The following is a 17,525-nucleotide window of genomic DNA, read 5'->3' as shown; positions in this document are numbered from 1 at the left end:
CATCCCGTGGCCTTTTATGGACGTAGGCGGAAAGTTTAGGTACCAGCGGCGCGCATGCTGCGAGAGTGAGCGTGTACTGCGCGCACCAGCACTTCCACACTTTCGGGTGGCGTGTGTTGGCTGATGCCATGCCCCAGGTTGAAAATATGGGCCGGTCCTGGCTCGCTGGCATCAATATGGGGCTTGCCAAAGCTGTCCAGAACGCTTTTCACTTCAGCTTCTATCTGGGTCGGATTGGCAAATAGCACGTTGGGGTCCAGGTTGCCCTGCAAGGCTTTGGCATGTGGTCCGTTTTCACCGACCAGCGCGCGCGCCCTGGCCAGGTTGACCGTCCAGTCCAGTCCCAGCACCTCGCAATCGAGCTGCGCCATGGCTTCGAGCCACTGGCCGCCGCCTTTGGTGAAGACGAGGCGCGGGATTTTGACGCCCTCGTGCTCGCGTTTGAGCTGGGCCAGCACGCGGGCCGTGTAGGCCAGGCTGAAGGTTTTGAAGGCCGCGTCGGCCAGTACTCCGCCCCAGCTGTCAAAAATCATTACGGCCTGGGCCCCGGCCTCAATCTGTGCGTTCAGGTAGGAGGCAACCGCGTCGGCGTTCACGGCAAGCATTTTGTGCATCAGGTCCGGGCGCTGGTACAGCATGGTCTTGACCAGGCGATAGTCGTCGGAGCCCGCGCCTTCGACCATGTAGCAGGCCAGCGTCCAGGGGCTGCCCGAAAAGCCGATCAGCGGCACGCGGCCGTTCAGGGCCTTGCGGATTGACGTCACGGCGTCAAACACATAGCGCAGCTTGTTCATGTCGGGCACCTCAAGCTTCGCCACAGCCGCCTCATCGCGCACCGGCGTGGCAAAGCGCGGGCCTTCGCCCAGCGCGAAGGACAAGCCCAGGCCCATGGCATCGGGCACGGTCAGGATGTCGCTGAACAGGATGGCGGCATCCAGCGGGTAACGCTCAAGAGGCTGCAGCGTGACTTCGGTGGCGTAGTCGGTGTTGGTGGCCAGGCCCATGAAACTGCCGGCCTGGGCGCGCGTGGCGCGGTACTCGGGCAAATAGCGGCCGGCCTGGCGCATCAGCCAGACGGGAGTGTGGGTGGTGGCCTGGCGCAGGCAGGCGCGCAAAAAGGTGTCGTTTTGAAGGGGTGCGAACATGCCCTGATTGTCTCAGGTGTGAGGCGAGCCCTCCCATCGCGGGATATCTGCAGGGCTGGCACTTGAGCGGGTTCGGATTTACCATGGCCTCATAGGCCCCGCCGGGTCCGAAAGAGGTGTTTCATGCGCATGAACGACCAGGAGTATTTCCGCAGTTGCATCGCCAAGGAGCGGCACCTTGCGCAACTGCTGGGCCATGCGCACATCGAGGAATGCTACGAAAGCGCAGGCACCCTCTGGGACAGCAATCAGGCCTTGCCGCAGTGGACGCGCGATTGGCGTGCCTGCGGCCCGTTGATGACGGCCTACGGCATCACGGTGAGCTATGACGTCGAGGGCGCGACGCTCGGGTCCACGTCGGTGCATTTCGCGGACCACCCCGGCCGTGACCGCGCGGTGATGTACGGCATCGTCAAGGAGGTGATCTTCCGGCTGGAACACCACAGGGCCGCGCCTTTGCCTGCCGTCACCCTTAAATCCGAAGTGTCTTGATGAAGGCTTCGAGCTCGTCGATGGGCAGGGGCTTGCAGAACAGATAGCCCTGGTAGCAGTCGCAACCGTGGCGCGACAGGAAGTCGCGCTGGGCTTCGGTCTCAACGCCTTCTGCCACCACACCCAGCCCAAGGCTTTGCGCAAGTCCGATGATGGTGCGTGCGATGGCCGCGTCGTTGGGGTCGCGCAGGATGTCTTCCACAAAAGACTTGTCGATTTTCAGCTGGTCAAGCGGCAAGCGCTTCAGGCATGAGAGTGAGGAATAGCCCATGCCGAAATCGTCAATGGAAAGGGTTACGCCCATCTTCTTGAGCCGGGCCATTTTTGTGATGGTGACATCCATGTTTTCGGCGAGCAGGCTTTCGGTCAGCTCCAGTTTGAGCTTGTGCGGGCTGACTTTCGTTTCCTTGAGCGCGGCCATGACAAGGTCTACGAACTCCGGATGACGGAACTGCCGCACGCTCACATTGACGGCCACGCTGAAGGCCGCGGTTTCAGGGCGATGGGCCCACGCTGCGAGCTGGTGGCAGGCAGTCTCGAGCGCCCATTGGCCCAGCGGCAGTATCAGCCCGGCCTCCTCAGCCGCCGGAATGAACTCGGACGGCTGTACCAGGCCGCGCCTGCCGTGCTGCCAGCGCAGCAGCGCCTCGACGCCTGTCATGCGCCCGTCACGCCCCACCTGCGGCTGGTAGTACAGGAGGAACTGCTTTTCACGCAGGCCCTGGCGCAAGTCCGACTGCAGCGCGGCACTGGCGGTGACGGCGGCCTGCATCGCCGGGTTGAAAAAGCAGATGGTATTGCGCCCCGACATTTTGGCCTGGTACATGGCCAGGTCGGCCTGCTTGAGCAGATCCCCGATGTTGTCCAGGGTCTGGTTGAACGAGGTAATGCCGATGCTGCAGGTGCTGTAGTGCTGGTAGCCCGCCAGGTTATAGGGCTCGCTCAGCGCGGCAAGAATCCGCGTGCCCACCGCTTCAGCTTTTGCGGCCGCTTCGCGAGGATCCTGGCCCAGGTCCTCCAGCATGACCACAAATTCGTCCCCGCCCAGCCGTGCCACCGTGTCGGGCTGCTCCAGGCAGGCCGCCAGGCGCTTGGCCACCTGTTGCAGCAGCAGGTCTCCCTTCTGGTGGCCCATGGTGTCGTTGAGCGTCTTGAAATTGTCCAGGTCGATGAACATCAGCGCGGCTTCGCGCGGATGCCTGTAATTGTGGGTGAGTGCTTTTTGCAGCCTGTCCATCAGCAGCTGGCGATTGGGCAGCTGCGTCAGCGGGTCGTAGAAGGCCAGGTGCTTGATTTCACTCTCCGCCACCTTGCGGCGCGTGATGTCGCGCCCTACCGCAACCCAATGGGTAAAGAAAACGCCGGCGTCATCGGCGACCGGCACGATGTCGACTTCCATCCAGAAATGCCTGCCGTTTTTCTTGTAGGTGATGAGTTCGGCCTGGACGGGTTCGCCTTTCTGAAAGGCGGCGCTGATGCGCTCCAGTTCGCTGCGTTGGGTTAACGGCCCGCACAGCAGGCGCGGCGAATGGCCGAGGGCCTCTTCCGGGCTATAGCCGGTATGTTGTTCGAAGGCGTTGTTGACAAAGATGATGCGCAAGCCCGGTTTTCCGGAAGGTACCGCTTCCGTGATGAGCACGATATCGTTAAGGCGGGAGATGCTTGTCTCCAGCAGCATGAGCTGTTCCCTGGCCTTGCGTCGTTCGCTGATATCACGAAAGTAGATGGCGACTCCGTCGGGGAACGGGTAGGCGCGGATCTCGAACCATTTGTCCAGCGGTGCATAGAGGGCTTCAAATTCCACCTGGTAGTTGCCCGCAACCGCGGCCCGGACCTGCTCGGAAAACGAGGTGTTGATGGCGCCCGGAAACTCCTTCCAGATGCTTTTGCCCAGCAAGTCTTTGCTGGGGCGGCGGAGCAGCCGGGCACCCTCCCGGTTGAGGTAGGTAAAGCGCCATTGCGTATCCAGCGTATAAAACCCTTCGGTGATGCTCTCCAGGGTGATACCCAGGCGAGTGGCCAGCCGCTGGGCATCTTCTTCAGTCTGCTGCGTGGCCTGCAGTGCGTGGCTGTGCTGCGCGACAAGTTGCCCGGCAGCAAGGCCCGCCAGCGTTTCGAGATCCTCTTCCTGGTCGGCGCTGAGGCTTCGTGCGACCTTGTCCATGACCGCTAGCGCGCCCAGCAGCGTGCCGTCTTCCCGTGTCAGCGGCAAGCCCCGATAAAACAGAATGTCGGGCGCGCTGCGGGCCGGCAACTGCGGCTGGCGGGGTGGTGTGTCCAGTGTGGCTTCACACAGCGCGACGAGCCCTTCGCGCTCTTGCGGTGAAAAGCCGGTGCCAGAGCTGAGCGCTGCCTCGCCGCCCTCCAGGGCCACCACGATGGCGATGGGGGCGTCGCAAGCGCGCGCGGCCAGCCGGGCGAGCCGGTCGGCGCCGGAATGGGGCAGGACATGGAGCGCGAACGCAGGATCAATGACGGGAACGGAAACGGACACGGGCAAACACCTGCTTTTCAGACATTCAGTAGACGATGCTGACGCATAGCGGCATTTTTTTTACGCAAGATTTGCAAGCATTGGGCATAAAGCGTTGCAAAACGTTCCGTCACTTACCTGTACAGGATTTTGTCCTACGCTTCAGGCACGCGGCCCCTCACGCCGGGTTACTGCGTCACCCTTCATCCTGCAGCACTCACCGGCTATCTCGCGTTTTTTGTATTTGTTTCCGTTGTTCTATTTCACGCAAGAATCCATGAGCCCACTCGAACTCGACCAGCTTCAGCAATGCCCCGACATCCCTGCTTTGCGGAAGGCTCTGAAAAACATGTGCGAGCGCTTCGGCTCGGTCACACAGCTCAACATCCTGCCGGCCGCCCATGCCGGCAAGCAGCAGGCCCTGTGCTTTTTGCGCATGGCTTCCGACGAGGAAGAGCAAAAGCTCATGAGCGGCCTGGGCATAGGCCGCTTCGGCGGCGAGCTGGTGGTCGTTGTGGATCTGCTTGTGGCCGGGTCGGCCCAAACTGAGAGTGCGTGGGGCTCTCTCGCCTGAGAGCCTCAAAATCCTCCGGCTCCTATTTCGCGGCTGTGGCTTCGGCCGAGGGATGCCTGAGCAGAAGCCGATCCAGGGCGCTGAGAACGTCGAACGACTCGGCAAAGTCGCCAAACAGAACGGCATTGTCAGGCGCAGCCGCTTTGCCCTGCCAGGCCGCGCGGAACTGGTCGAATATTTCGCCAAAGGTTTTTTCCCCGTCTATCAACGCGAGAATTTTTGCGCCGTACTTGCCGGGATTCACCATCACCGAGGCGCCTGAGTGCTGATGCCTGAGCATGAAGGGCTGGCCCTTGTTGCTGCCAAACACCTGCGCGGCAAGTTCGCCGGTCAAGGGCTCATGGTAGAAGAAAGGCACGTACTCCGGATCGCCGTAGGGGGCCTTGCAACGGCCGTTGCGTGTGACGTATAGGGAATGGGTAATAAGGGTGCCGGCCATCAGCTCGGCCATTTCATATTGCTTCCTGCGCGGCAGCCTGCGCAATGCCGCGGCCATGGCCGGCGGCTTGCTTCCCAGCACCATGTGCGGTAAATAAGGCGAAAGGCCGCGCTGTACATCGGTGAACTCCAGGTGCATGCCGTGTCCGCTCTTTGCGCCATCCGCTTCGTCGCCCAGCCAGTCAAACAGCTCGCCCACGCTGTATGAGCGGTCCTGCGAATGCAGCAGCAGGTCGTAGATGCCTGCGTCGCCCATCTTGTGGTCGTGGTGCAGGTCTTCGCTGCGCTTGAACCAGTTGGTGGCGGGCAGGCTGGCCAGCAAGTCGCGCGTGTTGGCGATTTTCCGCTGCGCATCCTCCTCGTCGCCGTTGACCAGACGCATGAGTTCCTGCATCTGGTACACGCCGGTGCGGCCCGTGGTGGCATACACCATGAGTCCGATGGCGCCGTCGTCCTTGAGTACGCTGCGCAACGCCTTGAATCCCAGATCGGGATCGGCCAGATGGTGCAGCACGCCGCTGCAATTGATGTAGTCGAAGGTGCCGAGCTCTGCCGCCAGGGCGGGCAGGTTCAGCAATGAATCATGGACCCAGGTGATGTTTGCCAGCCCGCGAATCTGTGCGCGCTCCTTCGCCAGTGCGATGCTGGCTCCGCTCATGTCGAGATGAACGATTTGTGCGTCGGTATGGCGCAACTGCTCGGCCAGGAAAATGGTGGCATCGCCGGTGCCACCGCCCGCCACCAGCGCACGAAAGCCATGTTGGAACGACTGCTTTCCCGCAAAGCAGTAGTGATTGATCATGGGCAGGTCTTCCAGCCAGGTCCGCACCAGGCGCTTGTGGTCGTCCTGCGGATTGCAAGGCGGATAAGGCAGCGCCTCGTACTGGTTTCTGACTTCGGGCAAATAGTTGTCGGGCATGGCATCTTCCGGAAAACAAACGGCGAAACACGTATTGTCTCCGCCCGCAGACGTGTTTCCCCCCTTCTCCGCTCACTTCGTGTAGCGGGATCCCCCCTCAGGGGGCGACATCTACGGCCCGGCGAAGCCGGTTCCGTGCTGTCACCTGGTTAAGACAGAGGCTACCTGACGGGTAAGAACTGGAGGAAGGTGCCACCCAGCAGGTTCTGAACGTAAGTGATGACGGCGCGGCGGTATTTCTCGGTCAGAACAGAGGCCAGCAGGTCCAGCCGTCCAATGATTTTGCCGAACTCGCGCTCAAAGCTCAGGTTGCGCTCGCGCTCGGTGATTTCATCGGCCAGCAGCAAGGGCTGGCCTGCGGCATTGCGCCGGTTGGACAGCATCCATACGGCGATTTCAATGTTGCGGGCGGCGTTGTAGATGTATTGTGCGTCCAGGCTGTCGGTCAGGTAATACGCTGTTTTCCCGCCGTGGGCCGTGACCACCATGTCGGCGCTGGCATAAATGAACGCCGCCACGCGGTCGCCCTTGAAGTCGGGCCCCAGCGCCAGCGACAGCGCGGCGATATCGCGCTTGCCCTGCAGTTCGGGCCAGGGTGTGCGGGTGTCGACCGCCACGCGCAGCTGGGCAAGGGCCGCGTCGCGTCTGAGCGTGCTGGTTTTCCGCCATTCCGCCGGGTTGCGCCGGTACAGCTTGTCGGCCAGGCGCAGCAAGCTTTCCAGGTTGTCGCGCATGCCCAGGGTGGCCATGCGGTTCACGTCCGACTGGCCGACCTCGCTGGCGGCCATCGGGGCGGCCTGTGCTTCGCCCTTGTGCGTGGGTGCCTGGCTGGCGCAGCCGGCCAATGCAGCCAGGGCCAGCAGCAAGGGCAGGCGGAAGAATGAAAAAATGGAAGGAGAAATGGCTGGTGCGGGAAGGGAGATGGGTGCCGTGCGCAGGGACATGGGGCATTTTCAGCGGCTGCGTCGCGCCGCGCAAGCATGGCTTTCCCGGGCTGGCGCCGGCCGCAGTGGCAAGCTCAGGCGGAGGCCGCGCCCACTTGGGCAATCGGGTGCAACAGTCCGCGAGATAGCAACACGCGGTGGTCAATCTTGAGGCAGTGGTCCTGTACCACCAGCAAGCCTGCTGCTTCTGCCTGGGCGGCGGCTGCCGGATTGGAAATTCCGAGCTGCATCCACACGGCCTTGGCGCCAATCGCAATGGCTTCGTCGACCACTGGCGGAATATCTTCGCTGTTGCGAAAGCAGTTCACGAGGTCGATCTTTTCGTGCTGCGCGGCTTCGGTCAGCGTCGAATAGGCCTTTTCACCAAGCACCTCGGCGGCGTTCGGGTTGACCGGGATGATGCGGTAGCCATTGGCCTGCATGTAGCGCGCCACATCAAAACTGGCGCGGTGAGGCTTGGGCGACAAGCCCACTACCGCGATGGTGCGGCAGTGGTTGAGGATGTGCGGCATGCGCTCTGCAGGGGGCAAGGGGTTCATGGTTGGGCTTTGTGTTGGCCTGGCTTGGACCGGCGTTGCCGGACACGGTTCAGGCGCTGTTTATCTATTCAAGCGGGTTTATGCCTTGTATTTGACGGAGCAGCCATAAGCCCGGCTGGTCGCTACGCTCAAGGGCTTGCCGCCCAGCGCTTCGGTCAGGCCCTGGCGTACGTAATTGGTGGCGGTCTTGATATCGTCAACACGGGCGGAAGGAATGCTGTCAATGCCTCCCGCGTAAATCAGCTGTCCCTGCGGGCTGATGATGTACATGTGCGGCGTCGTCTTGGCGCCGTAAAGCTGGCCGATCCTGCCTGACTCGTCCATCAGTGTCGCAGTCGGCTGGCCCTGTTTTTCGGCCATCCAGCCGGCCAGTTTGGCCGGCGCCAGGTAGTCGCTGCTTTCGGCCTCCGTGGAGTTGATGGACAACCACACCACGCCTTTGGCGGTGAACTCCTTTTGCAGGTCTTGCATGTTGCCGCTGTAGTGCTTGCGCACAAAAGGGCAGCCCGGATTGGTCCATTCCAGCACCACCAGCTTGCCCTTGTAATCGCCCAGGTTGCGGGTCTTGCCAGCCGTGTCGGGGGCCGAAAAGTCAGGGGCTGCCTGGCCGACACTTGCTGTGGCCGCCTGCGCGGAAAAAGCGGCCGACGCCAGCCAGGGGGCGGCAACGAGAGCCCCAGAAAAGTTGCGGCGGGTAAGTGCCCGGATGGGCTGCAGAGGGGTATTCAACATGGCTTGAACTCCTTCAGGAAGAAAACAACAACACGACCACAGGTTCCTTACAGCCTGGCCAGTTCGGCCCTCACGTCGTCCACCGACAGAATCTCCGACAGCACGAGCGGCGCGCGGCCGGGCTTGTAAATCACATATACCGGTACACCGTTGCGGCCCAGTTGCTTCAGTGCCGCTGTCACTGCCGGGTCGCGCCGCGTCCAGTCGGCGCGCAGCAGCGCCACGTTCTTCGTTTCGATGTCGGCCAGTACCGACGCATTCGAGAGGGTGGTCTTTTTGTTGTACTGGCAGGTCACGCACCAGGCGGCGGTGAAATCCACGAACACACTTTGCCCTTGCGCGGTGAGCTGGTCAACCCGGCCCGGCTCCCAGGCTTGCCAACCGCCTGCTGCCGGTGTTGCCGACACCAGGGCCGCGGGTTTGGTGATGTTCGGGCCAATGGCCCACAGCCCCAACGCGCCCAACGCCACCGAAAAAGTGGCCAGCAACGTGCGTGCCGTACCGCGTAGCGTAAGGGCCCAGATCGCCAGCGCCATCAACACCAGCAGGGCCAGCAGCGCACCTGCGCCGTCGATGCCGCTTTGCTGGCCCAGCACCCAGACCAGCCAGGCGACCGTGGCAAACATCGGGAAAGCCATCAGCTGCCTGAAGGTCACCATCCAGGGGCCGGGACGCGGCAACATTCTTGCCACGGCCGGTATGGCGCTCGCCGCCAGATACGGCAACGCCATCCCCACGCCGATGGCCGCGAAAATCGCGAGCGCTTCAAGCGCCGGAAGCCCCACCGCATAGCCCAGCGAGGCGCCCATGAAAGGAGCGGTGCAGGGCGATGCAATGGCGGTGGCCAGCACACCCGACAAAAATGCGTTGACGGTGGGATTTTTCGCCTGCCAGCCGGCGAGCCGGCCCGGCAGGACGTTGCCGAATTCAAACAGGCCCGCCAGGTTCAGCCCCAGCAAGGTGAACAGTGCCGCCAGCAGCGCCACTACCGCCGGGTTTTGCAGCTGAAAGCCCCAGCCGAGCTGCTCGCCCGCTGCGCGCAAGCCCAGCAGCAGCGCACCCAGCGCCAGGAAAGACACCACAACGCCCACGGTGTAAGCCAGGCCAGTGGTCAGGCGCGTGGCCTGGTCCTTCACCTGCACAAAACCCACCACCTTGATGGCCAGCACCGGAAACACACAGGGCATGAGATTGAGGATAAGCCCGCCGAGCAACGCACCCAGCATGGCGGCGATGAGGCCGACCGGTGGTGCGCTGGTTTGCACGGGCGCTGCGCCGGCCGACGCATTGGCGCGCAAGGCCGCTTCAAGTGCCGGCGGCACGACGGTGGCAGCTGCCGGCGCGGGCCAGGGGCCTTTGACCGGCGCGTCAATGCGATAGGCAGCGTTCTCCAGGGCCACGACCAGCGGCATGCTGGCCGGGCTTTCGGTGCGTTGACCCGACAGGGGCACCTGGGCCGTCCATACCGCGCCATGCCAAGCCTGCTGCCAGGGGGCGGCGGGCTCGATCACGCTACCGGTTTCGGGGTACAGCGCCAGTGTTTTTCCCTGCAGGGCGGGGGGCAAGCCGGCCAGGGAGATGCTGATCGCCTTGCCTTCGACTGCCACTTTGCTGGCGCCGGCCGCCAGTGCTTTGGGCGTGGCAGCGAACGTGTCCTGAAACAACTGGCCACTGGAAGCGGTCGAGCTTCTTGCCGGGATGCTCAGTGAAAAGTCGCCCTCTTGCGGAATGCATTCCTTGCGGCACACCAGCCAGGACGCCTTGAGTTTGACGTCCAGCTGCCTGGCGGCGAAACCGGGCGCCACGGTCAAAGGCACAGGCAGCAGCACCGCCTTTTCATAGCCGTAGTTGGCCAGCGTGCCAATCGGGATTTTTTTCGGTGTGGGCCAGGCGATATCGCCTGCAGTGATGCCGGCGGGCAATTGCCAGTCGAGCTGCGTCGGCAGCCCAGAGTCGCCGGAGTTTTTCCAGTAGGTATGCCATTCGGGCTGGTGCGTGAGCCGCAGCCCCACCCAGACCGGCTTGCCGGGCTCCACGCCTTGCGGCGCCCAGGCCAGCAGTTCGGCACTGACCTGCTCCGTTGTGACCACCGCACCGGTTGTGCCCGGGGTGCCCTTGCCCAGAATGTCGCTAAAGGCCTTTTGGGCGCTGGCCGGCACGGGGATTGCGCAAGCAGCTATCAAAAATGTAGCAGCAAGCTTGGCAAACGGAAAACGCAGGGAATTCATTGTGCAAGTGTGAGCGGGTGGTGCAGAGATTAGTTCCTGGAAGGCCAGGGGGCAAGACAGCGTGCGGGCATCGCTCGATGATGGTTAGTCCGTTTTCACGCCGCCTTATTACAGCCGTTTTCAGGTCCAGCCCAGATAATAGGGGTATGCCGCGCATTGTCCTCGCCACCCTCAACGCGAAGTACATCCACGCTTCGCTGGGCCTGCGCTACCTGCTGGCCAATATGGACCTGCATGGCGGCCCCGGCCTTCGTGCGCAAACGTTGCTGCGCGAATTTGTGATCCAGCAACGGCCCATGCAGATCGTTGAGGAACTGCTGGCGCTCGATCCTGAAGTTATCGGCCTCGGCATCTATATATGGAACGTGGTGGAAACAACCCAGGTCGTGCGCCTGCTCAAAACCCTGAGGCCCGGCATCAAGGTGGTGCTGGGCGGCCCTGAGGTCAGTTATGAGACGGGCGAACAGGAAATCTGCCGCCTGGCCGACCATGTGGTCACCGGCTGGGGCGATGTGAGTTTTCCCAAGCTCTGCCGTGCCTTGCTCGATGGCCCGCAACCGCTGATGAAGGTCGTTGCAGGGGAGCAGCCGGCACTGGAGGCGCTGGCCCTGCCTTATGGCGAATACACCGACGAAGACCTGGCCAAACGGTTGCTGTATGTCGAAGCCTCGCGCGGCTGCCCCTTCAAGTGCGAGTTCTGCCTGAGCTCCCTGGATAAAACCGCCTGGGCTTTTGACTTGGACGCGTTTATGGCCGGGATGGACGCGCTCTACCGGCGCGGCGCGCGCAACTTCAAGTTTGTGGACCGCACGTTTAACCTGAAGGTCGAGAACTCGGTGCGTATCCTGCAGTTTTTCCTGGACCGGATGGCGCCTGACCTGTTTGTGCATTTTGAAGTGGTGCCCGACAGCCTGCCCGACCGGCTCAAAGCGCTGATTGCGCAGTTCCCGGCAGGTTCGCTTCAGTTTGAAGTCGGTATCCAGAGCTTCAACCCTGAGGTGCAGCAGCGCATTTCGCGCAAGCAGGACAACGCCAGGACCGCGGACAACCTGCGCTGGCTGGTGAACGAAAGCCAGGCCCATGTGCACGCAGACCTGATCTTCGGTTTGCCCGGCGAGACGCTGGAGAGCTTCGCTGAGGGTTTTGACCGCCTGCATGAACTGGCGCCGCATGAAATCCAGTTCGGCATCCTCAAGCGCCTGCGCGGCACTCCGATTACCCGGCACACGGCGGAGTTTGCCATGGCGTATGACCCGCAGACGCCGTACACGATTCTGCAAAACTCCACGATTGACTTTGTCACCATGCAGCGCATCAAGCGCTTCGCAAGGTATTGGGAAATGCTGGCCAACTCAGGGCGTTTTGCACGGGGGCTCCAGCTGCTCCTGGCACCGGGCTCGGCATTCGGCCATTTTCTGCATTTCAGCGACTGGCTCTGGGCCAGCACCGGTAAAACCCATGAGTTCGCACCTGAGAAACTGGTGGATTTGCTGTTTGAGCACCTCACATCGGTGCGGGGTTTGGCCGGCGCAGATGTGCGCAGCGCCCTGCTGGCCGACTATCTGGCCAGCGGCGCACGTGGCCGTTCCCATTGCCTGGCCGATTTGCTGGGTGCCGCCAAGCCGGTTGCACCCGTGCGTTCCAGCCGACAAGGCGCAGCGCGGCAAGGGCGCCATGTGAGCCAACAATCCGGTCTTCAGGACGAGGTGGGCGCCCACCGGGAAGCTATTCAGAAAGCTGCTGCAGCGGCTTGACGGGGCCAAAGGCCCTGTCTTTAAAGCATTTCGTCCGGTGCAAAGGGCCCGATCAGCTTGAGCATCAGTTGCAGTCCCCAACTCGCGTCTGGCTCGATCATGGAGTCTTTCAGTGGCGAACCTTGCGGCGCACGCCAGACCAGCCGACCGTTCTCCAGCTCGACCCGGTAGGCGCCCGACGCCAGCGTGGGTTCGATCAGCCGGGTGGCTTCGGCCGAGATGGCGCGGTTGCGGATGACGATGGCCACTTCGCTGTTTTGCAGCTGCGAGCGCAGGTCCAGGTTCATCGAACCCACGACCAGCATCCGGTCGTCCATGACAACGACCTTGGAATGCAGGCTGGCGCGCGACCCGCCGGTTGATCCCCCGATCGAGCCGCCGGCAATGGCGGCCGAGCCGAAGCTACTGAAAGAGCCTTCCTGCTCGGCACGCATCTCGTAAATTTCGATACCCATCTCCAGCAAGGCCTTGCGGTAGCGGGCGTAGCCGACGTGGGCAGCCGGTGCATCGTTGGATGCCAGCGAGTTGGTGAGCACCCGCACACGAATACCGCGTTGCCGCAGGTCGGCAAACTGTTTCATCATGCGTTCACCGGGCACGAAGTAGGGCGAAACGATCAGCAGGTTGTTTTTGGCCTGCGACATCAGCTGAAGCAGCCCGTCGACCGTGGTGTCCTGCGACTCTTCAGTGGTGTCGGCGTCGGCGGCGATCTTGGAGGCCTTGTCCACCAGCAGCACCGAGGGCGCCCACGTCCAGGTCAACAGCCGCAGGTCGGTCGAATCCGGCAATGCTGGCGGTGTGGTGGTGGCACGTTCCGGCTTGGTAGGGGAGGGTACGGCGCCGTCACCAGCCTGGAGGGTAGCGGCCTGCGCCGTGCCTGCGGGAGAAGAAAGGTTTTCCGGGGGCGGCGGCTTGCGCTTGAGTGCGTCGATTTCCTTCTCGGTCATCAGCGACTGCACCGGGTAAGCCAGCGGGTTGTTCCAGTACTGGTCAAAACTGCGCGACAAATCCTGCGCGATGCGGCCCGCCGCCAGCACGTCGATGTCGACAAAATTGGTACCGGTGCTCTGGCCGAAGTAGGTTTCGCCCAGGTTGCGCCCGCCGGTGATCGCCACGGCGTTGTCCGCCACAAAAATCTTGTTGTGCATGCGCCGCTGCATGCGCGCCGTGTCCTTGAGGTTGCCCAGGATTCGGAACATCAGCGAGCCACGGCCGCCCGGCAGGGGGTTGAAGAGGCGCAGCTCGATGTTTTTTTCAAAAGCCAGCTTCAGCACCTGTGCGTTTTTCCCCGAGGTGTTGAAGTCGTCCAGCAGGATGCGGATGCGCACGCCGCGGCCAGCTGCTTCGCGCAGCGCGTCAAACATGCGCTCCGTGGTTTCGTCGGCAAAGATGGCGTAATACTGGATATCCAGCGTTTTTTGGGCGGCCTTGATCAGCGTCATGCGGCTGGTGAAAGCCAGTTCTGCGTCGCCGACCAGCGCAAACCCCGAATCGTTTCGCGTGCCGGCCTTGGCCGCACGGGCTGCCACCAGGCTGCCCAGGCGCGTTTCGGCCGGATTGGCCAGCGCGGTGGAGACCGGGCGGTCGACCTCGCTGGGCAGCGAGGCGCAACCCGCTATCCAAAGAGCGGCGAAGGCCATGGCCAGCCCCTGCAACGCGCGCCAGCCTGTGTGCGGGATCAGGCGGGTGCCGGAAAGGGTACTGGAAGTGGTCTGCATGGTGCAGGTCACTTTAGCGTAAGGAGATGTATTTGGTGCCGCCGGTCCCTGCGTTCGCGCCTATTTTTCTTGTAGGCGCGAGGCTTGATTACACTGACCGCGCCGGAAAGACGCGAAGCCGGCGCGTCAAGACGACAGCGTTTCCCAACGCTGCAGTGCGGCCATCAGCTCCTCCTCGATTTTGCTGTTGCGCGCGTTGAGTTCCGCCGCCCGCTTGGCATTCGTGGTGTAGAGCGTGCCGTCATAGAGCTCCTGCTCGATGGCTTTTTGCTGCGACTCCAATTGCTGGATCAGCGCCGGCAGGCCGTCGAGCTCGCGCTGCTCCTTGTAGCTCAGCTTCTTTTTTGATAGCTGCTCGCGCTCGTCCTTATTGGGCTGCGGGCTTGTTTTGCTCGAAATTTTGCTGCCGGTGGGGCTGCTGGCGGGCTTGTTGGCACCGGTGATCTGCGCTGCGCGCTTGGACTGCGTGATCCAGTCCGTCACGCCGCCTTCGTACTCACGCCAGAAGCCGGGGTTCTCGGGTGTACCTTCATAAGCAATGGTGCTGGTGACCACGTTGTCGAGGAAGCGCCTGTCGTGGCTGACCAGGAACACCGTGCCTTCGTAGTTTTGCAACAGGTCTTCCAGCAATTCGAGCGTGTCGATGTCCAGGTCGTTGGTGGGCTCGTCCAGCACCAGCACGTTGGCCGGCCGCGCAAACAGGCGCGCCAGCAGCAGGCGGTTGCGCTCGCCGCCTGACAGGGTGCGCACGGGTGAGTTCGCGCGCTGGGGCGAGAACAGGAAGTCCGTCAAATAGCTCTTGACGTGTTTCTTCTGGCCGTTGATTTCGACCCACTCGCTGCCGGGGCTGATGAAGTCTTCCAGCGTGGCGTCCAGGTCCAGGCTGTCGCGCATCTGGTCAAAGTACGCCACCTGCAGGTTGGCGCCCTGGCGGATCTTGCCGGGCGGCGTGGTCACATCGGGCTGCAGCTCACCCAGAATCAGCTTGAGCAGTGTGGTCTTGCCGGCGCCATTCGGGCCCAGCAGGCCGACCTTGTCGCCGCGCAGCAACGTGCCGGTGAATTTGTTGACGATGATTTTTTCCGACCCGGGGTGGCCAAAGCTTTTGCTCACGTCCGTCAGCTCGGCCACGATCTTGCCGCTTTTCTCGCCGCTGGAGACATCCAGGTTGACGCGGCCGACCGCATCGCGCCGGGCCGCACGGTTGTCGCGCAGGGCTTCGAGGCGTCCAATGCGGGCCACGCTGCGGGTGCGGCGCGCCTCCACGCCCTTGCGGATCCACACCTCTTCCTGCGCCAGCAGCTTGTCGGCCTTGGCGTTGATGACGGCTTCCTGCGCCATCTGTTCTTCTTTTTGCACCAGGTACTGGGCAAAGTTGCCAGGGTAGCTGTTCAGTTTGCCGCGGTCGAGTTCGACGATGACGGTGGCGACCTGATCCAGGAAGGCCCGGTCATGCGTGATGGTGATGATGCTGCCGTTGAAATTGACAAGCAGGTCCTCCAGCCATGCGATGGAGTCGAGGTCCAGGTGGTTGGTCGGCTCATCCAGCAACAGCACGTCGGGTTTGGCGACCAGCGCCTGGGCCAGCGCCACGCGTTTTTTCGTGCCGCCCGAGAGCGAACCGACGATGGCGTCCTTGTCCAGGTGCAGGCGGTGCAGTGTTTCTTCCACCCGTTGCTCCCAGGTCCAGCCGTCCAGCGCCTCGATTTCCGATTGCAGGGCGTCCAGGTCGGTGTTTTCGTCGGCTGCGAGATATTGCTCAACCACGTGCCTTGTGCGCGCCAGTCCTGCGCTGGCAGCTATAAAAACAGTAGCATGCGGATCCAGGCTGGGCTCTTGCGGCACGTAGGCGATGCGCAGGTTCTGCTGCAGCTGCAGCGTGCCGTCATCGGGTTTTTCGAGGCCGGCGAGAATCTTCAGCAGGGATGACTTGCCCGTGCCGTTGCGGCCGATCAGGCCGATGCGCTGGTTGGTTTCAAGGGAAAAATCTGCGTGGTCCAGCAGTGCGACGTGCCCAAAAGCGAGTTGGGCGTCCAGGAGGGTAATAAGTGCCATATAAGTAGCTGATTATCCCGTGGCGGCGCTGGTGTGCGGTTTGCCGGGGTTTGGAAGAAGGCAGAGCGCAGGCTTTTGCGCCCCGGTGCAGGCCAAATCGCTATAGTGGCCTCTCCTTTGGCTTTCAGGGAGCGTTGCGTGGAGTCACCGATCAAGCTGGACCTCAATGGCCGGACCGTGCAGGTTGACGCTGACCCCGGCATGCCCCTGCTGTGGCTGCTGCGCGATGTGCTGAACATGACCGGCACCAAGTTCGGCTGCGGTGTAGCGGCCTGCGGCGCCTGCACGGTGCGGGTGGACGGCCAGGCCGTGCGGTCCTGCGTGGTGCCGGTTTCCGCTGTGGCTGGCAGACGCATCCAGACCATCGAGGCGCTGGGTACGGCGGACAAACCCCATGCCCTGCAACTGGCCTGGATCGCGGAGCAGGTGCCCCAGTGCGGCTATTGCCAGTCCGGCATGTTGATGGCGGCGGCGGCGCTGCTCGACAAAACCCCGAAACCAACCGACGCTGACATTGACGCGGCCATGACCAATATCTGCCGCTGCGGCACTTACCAGCGGATCCGGGTGGCCATCAAGCGCGCGGCCGGCATGACGCCCGGCGGCAAGGTCCCAACACCTAAGGCTCAATTTTCCGCCGGGCCGCCCCAAGGAAACGAGCCCCGGAATATCCAAAAAAGGGGCAGCGCATTACGCGAAGCGAAAAGCGTGGGGGCCACGTCCTCATGAAAAGAAGGGCCTGGCTGCTCAGTGCAACCGGTGCGGCGGGCGCATTGCTGGTGGGCTGGAGCCTGTTGCCGGCGCGCTCCCGGCTGGGCAGCCCGGCCAAACCCTGGCCTGCGAGCATTCCCGAGCTGGATGGCGCGGTGTTCAATGGCTGGATCAAGATCCGGCCGGACGGCGGCGTGGTGCTGGCCATGCCGCGCAGCGAGATGGGCCAGGGCGTGCACACGGCGCTGGCCATGCTGGTGGCCGAAGAGCTTGATGTGCCGCTGCAGCGGGTAACCGTGGCGCAGGCGGGATCCGACGCCATTTACGGTAATGTCGCGATGCTGGTGGGCAGCCTGCCTTTTCATCCACTGGACGTCGATGACTTTGCCAAAGAAGGCGCCCCCAGGGTTCGCCCCACCCCGGTCAGGATCGGCGAGTGGATGATGGGCAAGGTTGCCCGTGAGCTCGGCATTAACGCGACAGGGGGTTCCTCAAGCCTGGCGGATGCCTGGGACGTGGTGCGGCTGGCGGCTGCCACTGCCCGTGCGTCCCTTCTGGGAGCGGCCTCGCTGGACTGGAAGTTGCCGGTGGACGAGCTCAGCGTCAGAAATGGCGTGATTTCGCATCCCTCGGGGCCTTCGTCCCATTACGGCGAGCTGGCGAAATTTGCCGCGGCGACGCCCCCGGGCGACGTGACACTCAAAAGCCGTGGGGACTGGAAACTGATCGGGCGCAGTGCCCCGCGGCTGGATATACCGGCCAAAGTCAATGGCACGGCCGTTTTTGGCCTCGATGTCCGGTTG

The 17,525-nt window shown here is 62.8% G+C and carries 13 protein-coding genes and 1 pseudogene (1 of these 14 running past the window's edge); 5 read left to right on the top strand and 9 right to left on the bottom strand.

The annotated features are described in order from the left end of the window. Window positions 1-35 precede the first annotated feature (35 nt). On the bottom strand, window positions 36-1,145 hold the full coding sequence (hemE, locus tag AC1DYR_RS20860) for a uroporphyrinogen decarboxylase (protein WP_477706772.1): 1,110 nt from the start codon (window positions 1,143-1,145) through the stop codon (window positions 36-38). 123 nt (window positions 1,146-1,268) lie between these two features. Here hemE and AC1DYR_RS20855 point away from each other — a divergent pair, with 123 nt between their 5' ends. Continuing rightward, complete coding sequence (locus AC1DYR_RS20855; RefSeq protein WP_477706771.1) at window positions 1,269-1,637, top strand: aminoacyl-tRNA synthetase; 369 nt, start codon at window positions 1,269-1,271, stop codon at window positions 1,635-1,637. Here AC1DYR_RS20855 and AC1DYR_RS20850 read toward each other — a convergent pair. Continuing rightward, window positions 1,618-4,131 carry an EAL domain-containing protein gene (locus tag AC1DYR_RS20850; RefSeq protein ID WP_477706770.1) on the bottom strand — a complete coding sequence of 838 codons (2,514 nt, stop codon included), beginning with the start codon at window positions 4,129-4,131 and terminating at the stop codon, window positions 1,618-1,620. The genes AC1DYR_RS20855 and AC1DYR_RS20850 overlap by 20 nt on opposite strands. A gap of 256 nt (window positions 4,132-4,387) precedes the next feature. Between AC1DYR_RS20850 and AC1DYR_RS20845 the strand changes: the two genes are divergently transcribed. Beyond that, complete coding sequence (locus AC1DYR_RS20845) at window positions 4,388-4,684, top strand: hypothetical protein (RefSeq protein ID WP_477706769.1); 297 nt, start codon at window positions 4,388-4,390, stop codon at window positions 4,682-4,684. A 22-nt stretch (window positions 4,685-4,706) separates the two neighbouring features. Here the strand turns inward: AC1DYR_RS20845 and AC1DYR_RS20840 are convergent, their stop codons facing one another. From AC1DYR_RS20840 to AC1DYR_RS20820, 5 genes are all read right to left on the bottom strand, one after another. Then, on the bottom strand, window positions 4,707-6,041 hold the full coding sequence (locus AC1DYR_RS20840; RefSeq protein ID WP_477706768.1) for a class I SAM-dependent methyltransferase: 1,335 nt from the start codon (window positions 6,039-6,041) through the stop codon (window positions 4,707-4,709). Window positions 6,042-6,202: 161 nt separating this feature from the next. Further along, complete coding sequence (locus AC1DYR_RS20835) at window positions 6,203-6,985, bottom strand: hypothetical protein (RefSeq protein WP_477706767.1); 783 nt, start codon at window positions 6,983-6,985, stop codon at window positions 6,203-6,205. A 74-nt stretch (window positions 6,986-7,059) separates the two neighbouring features. After that, the gene (locus tag AC1DYR_RS20830) at window positions 7,060-7,524 is read right to left on the bottom strand and encodes a CoA-binding protein (protein ID WP_477706766.1); all 465 of its coding nucleotides are present in this window, start codon (window positions 7,522-7,524) and stop codon (window positions 7,060-7,062) included. A 78-nt stretch (window positions 7,525-7,602) separates the two neighbouring features. Beyond that, on the bottom strand, window positions 7,603-8,256 hold the full coding sequence (locus tag AC1DYR_RS20825; RefSeq protein ID WP_477706765.1) for a thioredoxin family protein: 654 nt from the start codon (window positions 8,254-8,256) through the stop codon (window positions 7,603-7,605). Window positions 8,257-8,303: 47 nt separating this feature from the next. Further along, on the bottom strand, window positions 8,304-10,484 hold the full coding sequence (locus tag AC1DYR_RS20820; RefSeq protein ID WP_477706764.1) for a protein-disulfide reductase DsbD family protein: 2,181 nt from the start codon (window positions 10,482-10,484) through the stop codon (window positions 8,304-8,306). 146 nt (window positions 10,485-10,630) lie between these two features. Here AC1DYR_RS20820 and AC1DYR_RS20815 point away from each other — a divergent pair, with 146 nt between their 5' ends. Then, a complete protein-coding gene (locus AC1DYR_RS20815) occupies window positions 10,631-12,238 on the top strand; it encodes a B12-binding domain-containing radical SAM protein (protein ID WP_477706763.1) in 1,608 nt (535 codons plus the stop codon). A gap of 20 nt (window positions 12,239-12,258) precedes the next feature. Here AC1DYR_RS20815 and AC1DYR_RS20810 read toward each other — a convergent pair whose 3' ends face one another. Continuing rightward, window positions 12,259-13,956 (bottom strand): phospholipase D-like domain-containing protein, encoded by a 1,698-nt coding sequence (locus AC1DYR_RS20810; protein WP_477706762.1) that lies wholly within the window; start codon window positions 13,954-13,956, stop codon window positions 12,259-12,261. 126 nt (window positions 13,957-14,082) lie between these two features. Then, a complete protein-coding gene (locus tag AC1DYR_RS20805; RefSeq protein WP_477706761.1) occupies window positions 14,083-16,011 on the bottom strand; it encodes an ATP-binding cassette domain-containing protein in 1,929 nt (642 codons plus the stop codon). A 150-nt stretch (window positions 16,012-16,161) separates the two neighbouring features. On the opposite strand from AC1DYR_RS20805, the pseudogene AC1DYR_RS20800 reads away from it, so the two are divergent. Further along, window positions 16,162-16,599 (top strand): annotated as a pseudogene (locus AC1DYR_RS20800) ((2Fe-2S)-binding protein); the annotation flags it as partial. Window positions 16,600-16,736: 137 nt separating this feature from the next. Continuing rightward, window positions 16,737-17,525: the start of a xanthine dehydrogenase family protein molybdopterin-binding subunit gene (locus AC1DYR_RS20795; protein ID WP_477706760.1), read on the top strand. Its footprint extends 1,521 nt past the window's final position; 789 of the gene's 2,310 nt are visible here — the first part of the coding sequence; its start codon is at window positions 16,737-16,739; the stop codon falls past the right edge of the window.

It is taken from the genome of Polaromonas sp. P1_F9, from assembly GCF_056405615.1.
The sequence above is the reverse complement of the archived record's forward strand: the minus strand, read 5'-3'. Positions and strand labels throughout refer to the sequence as shown.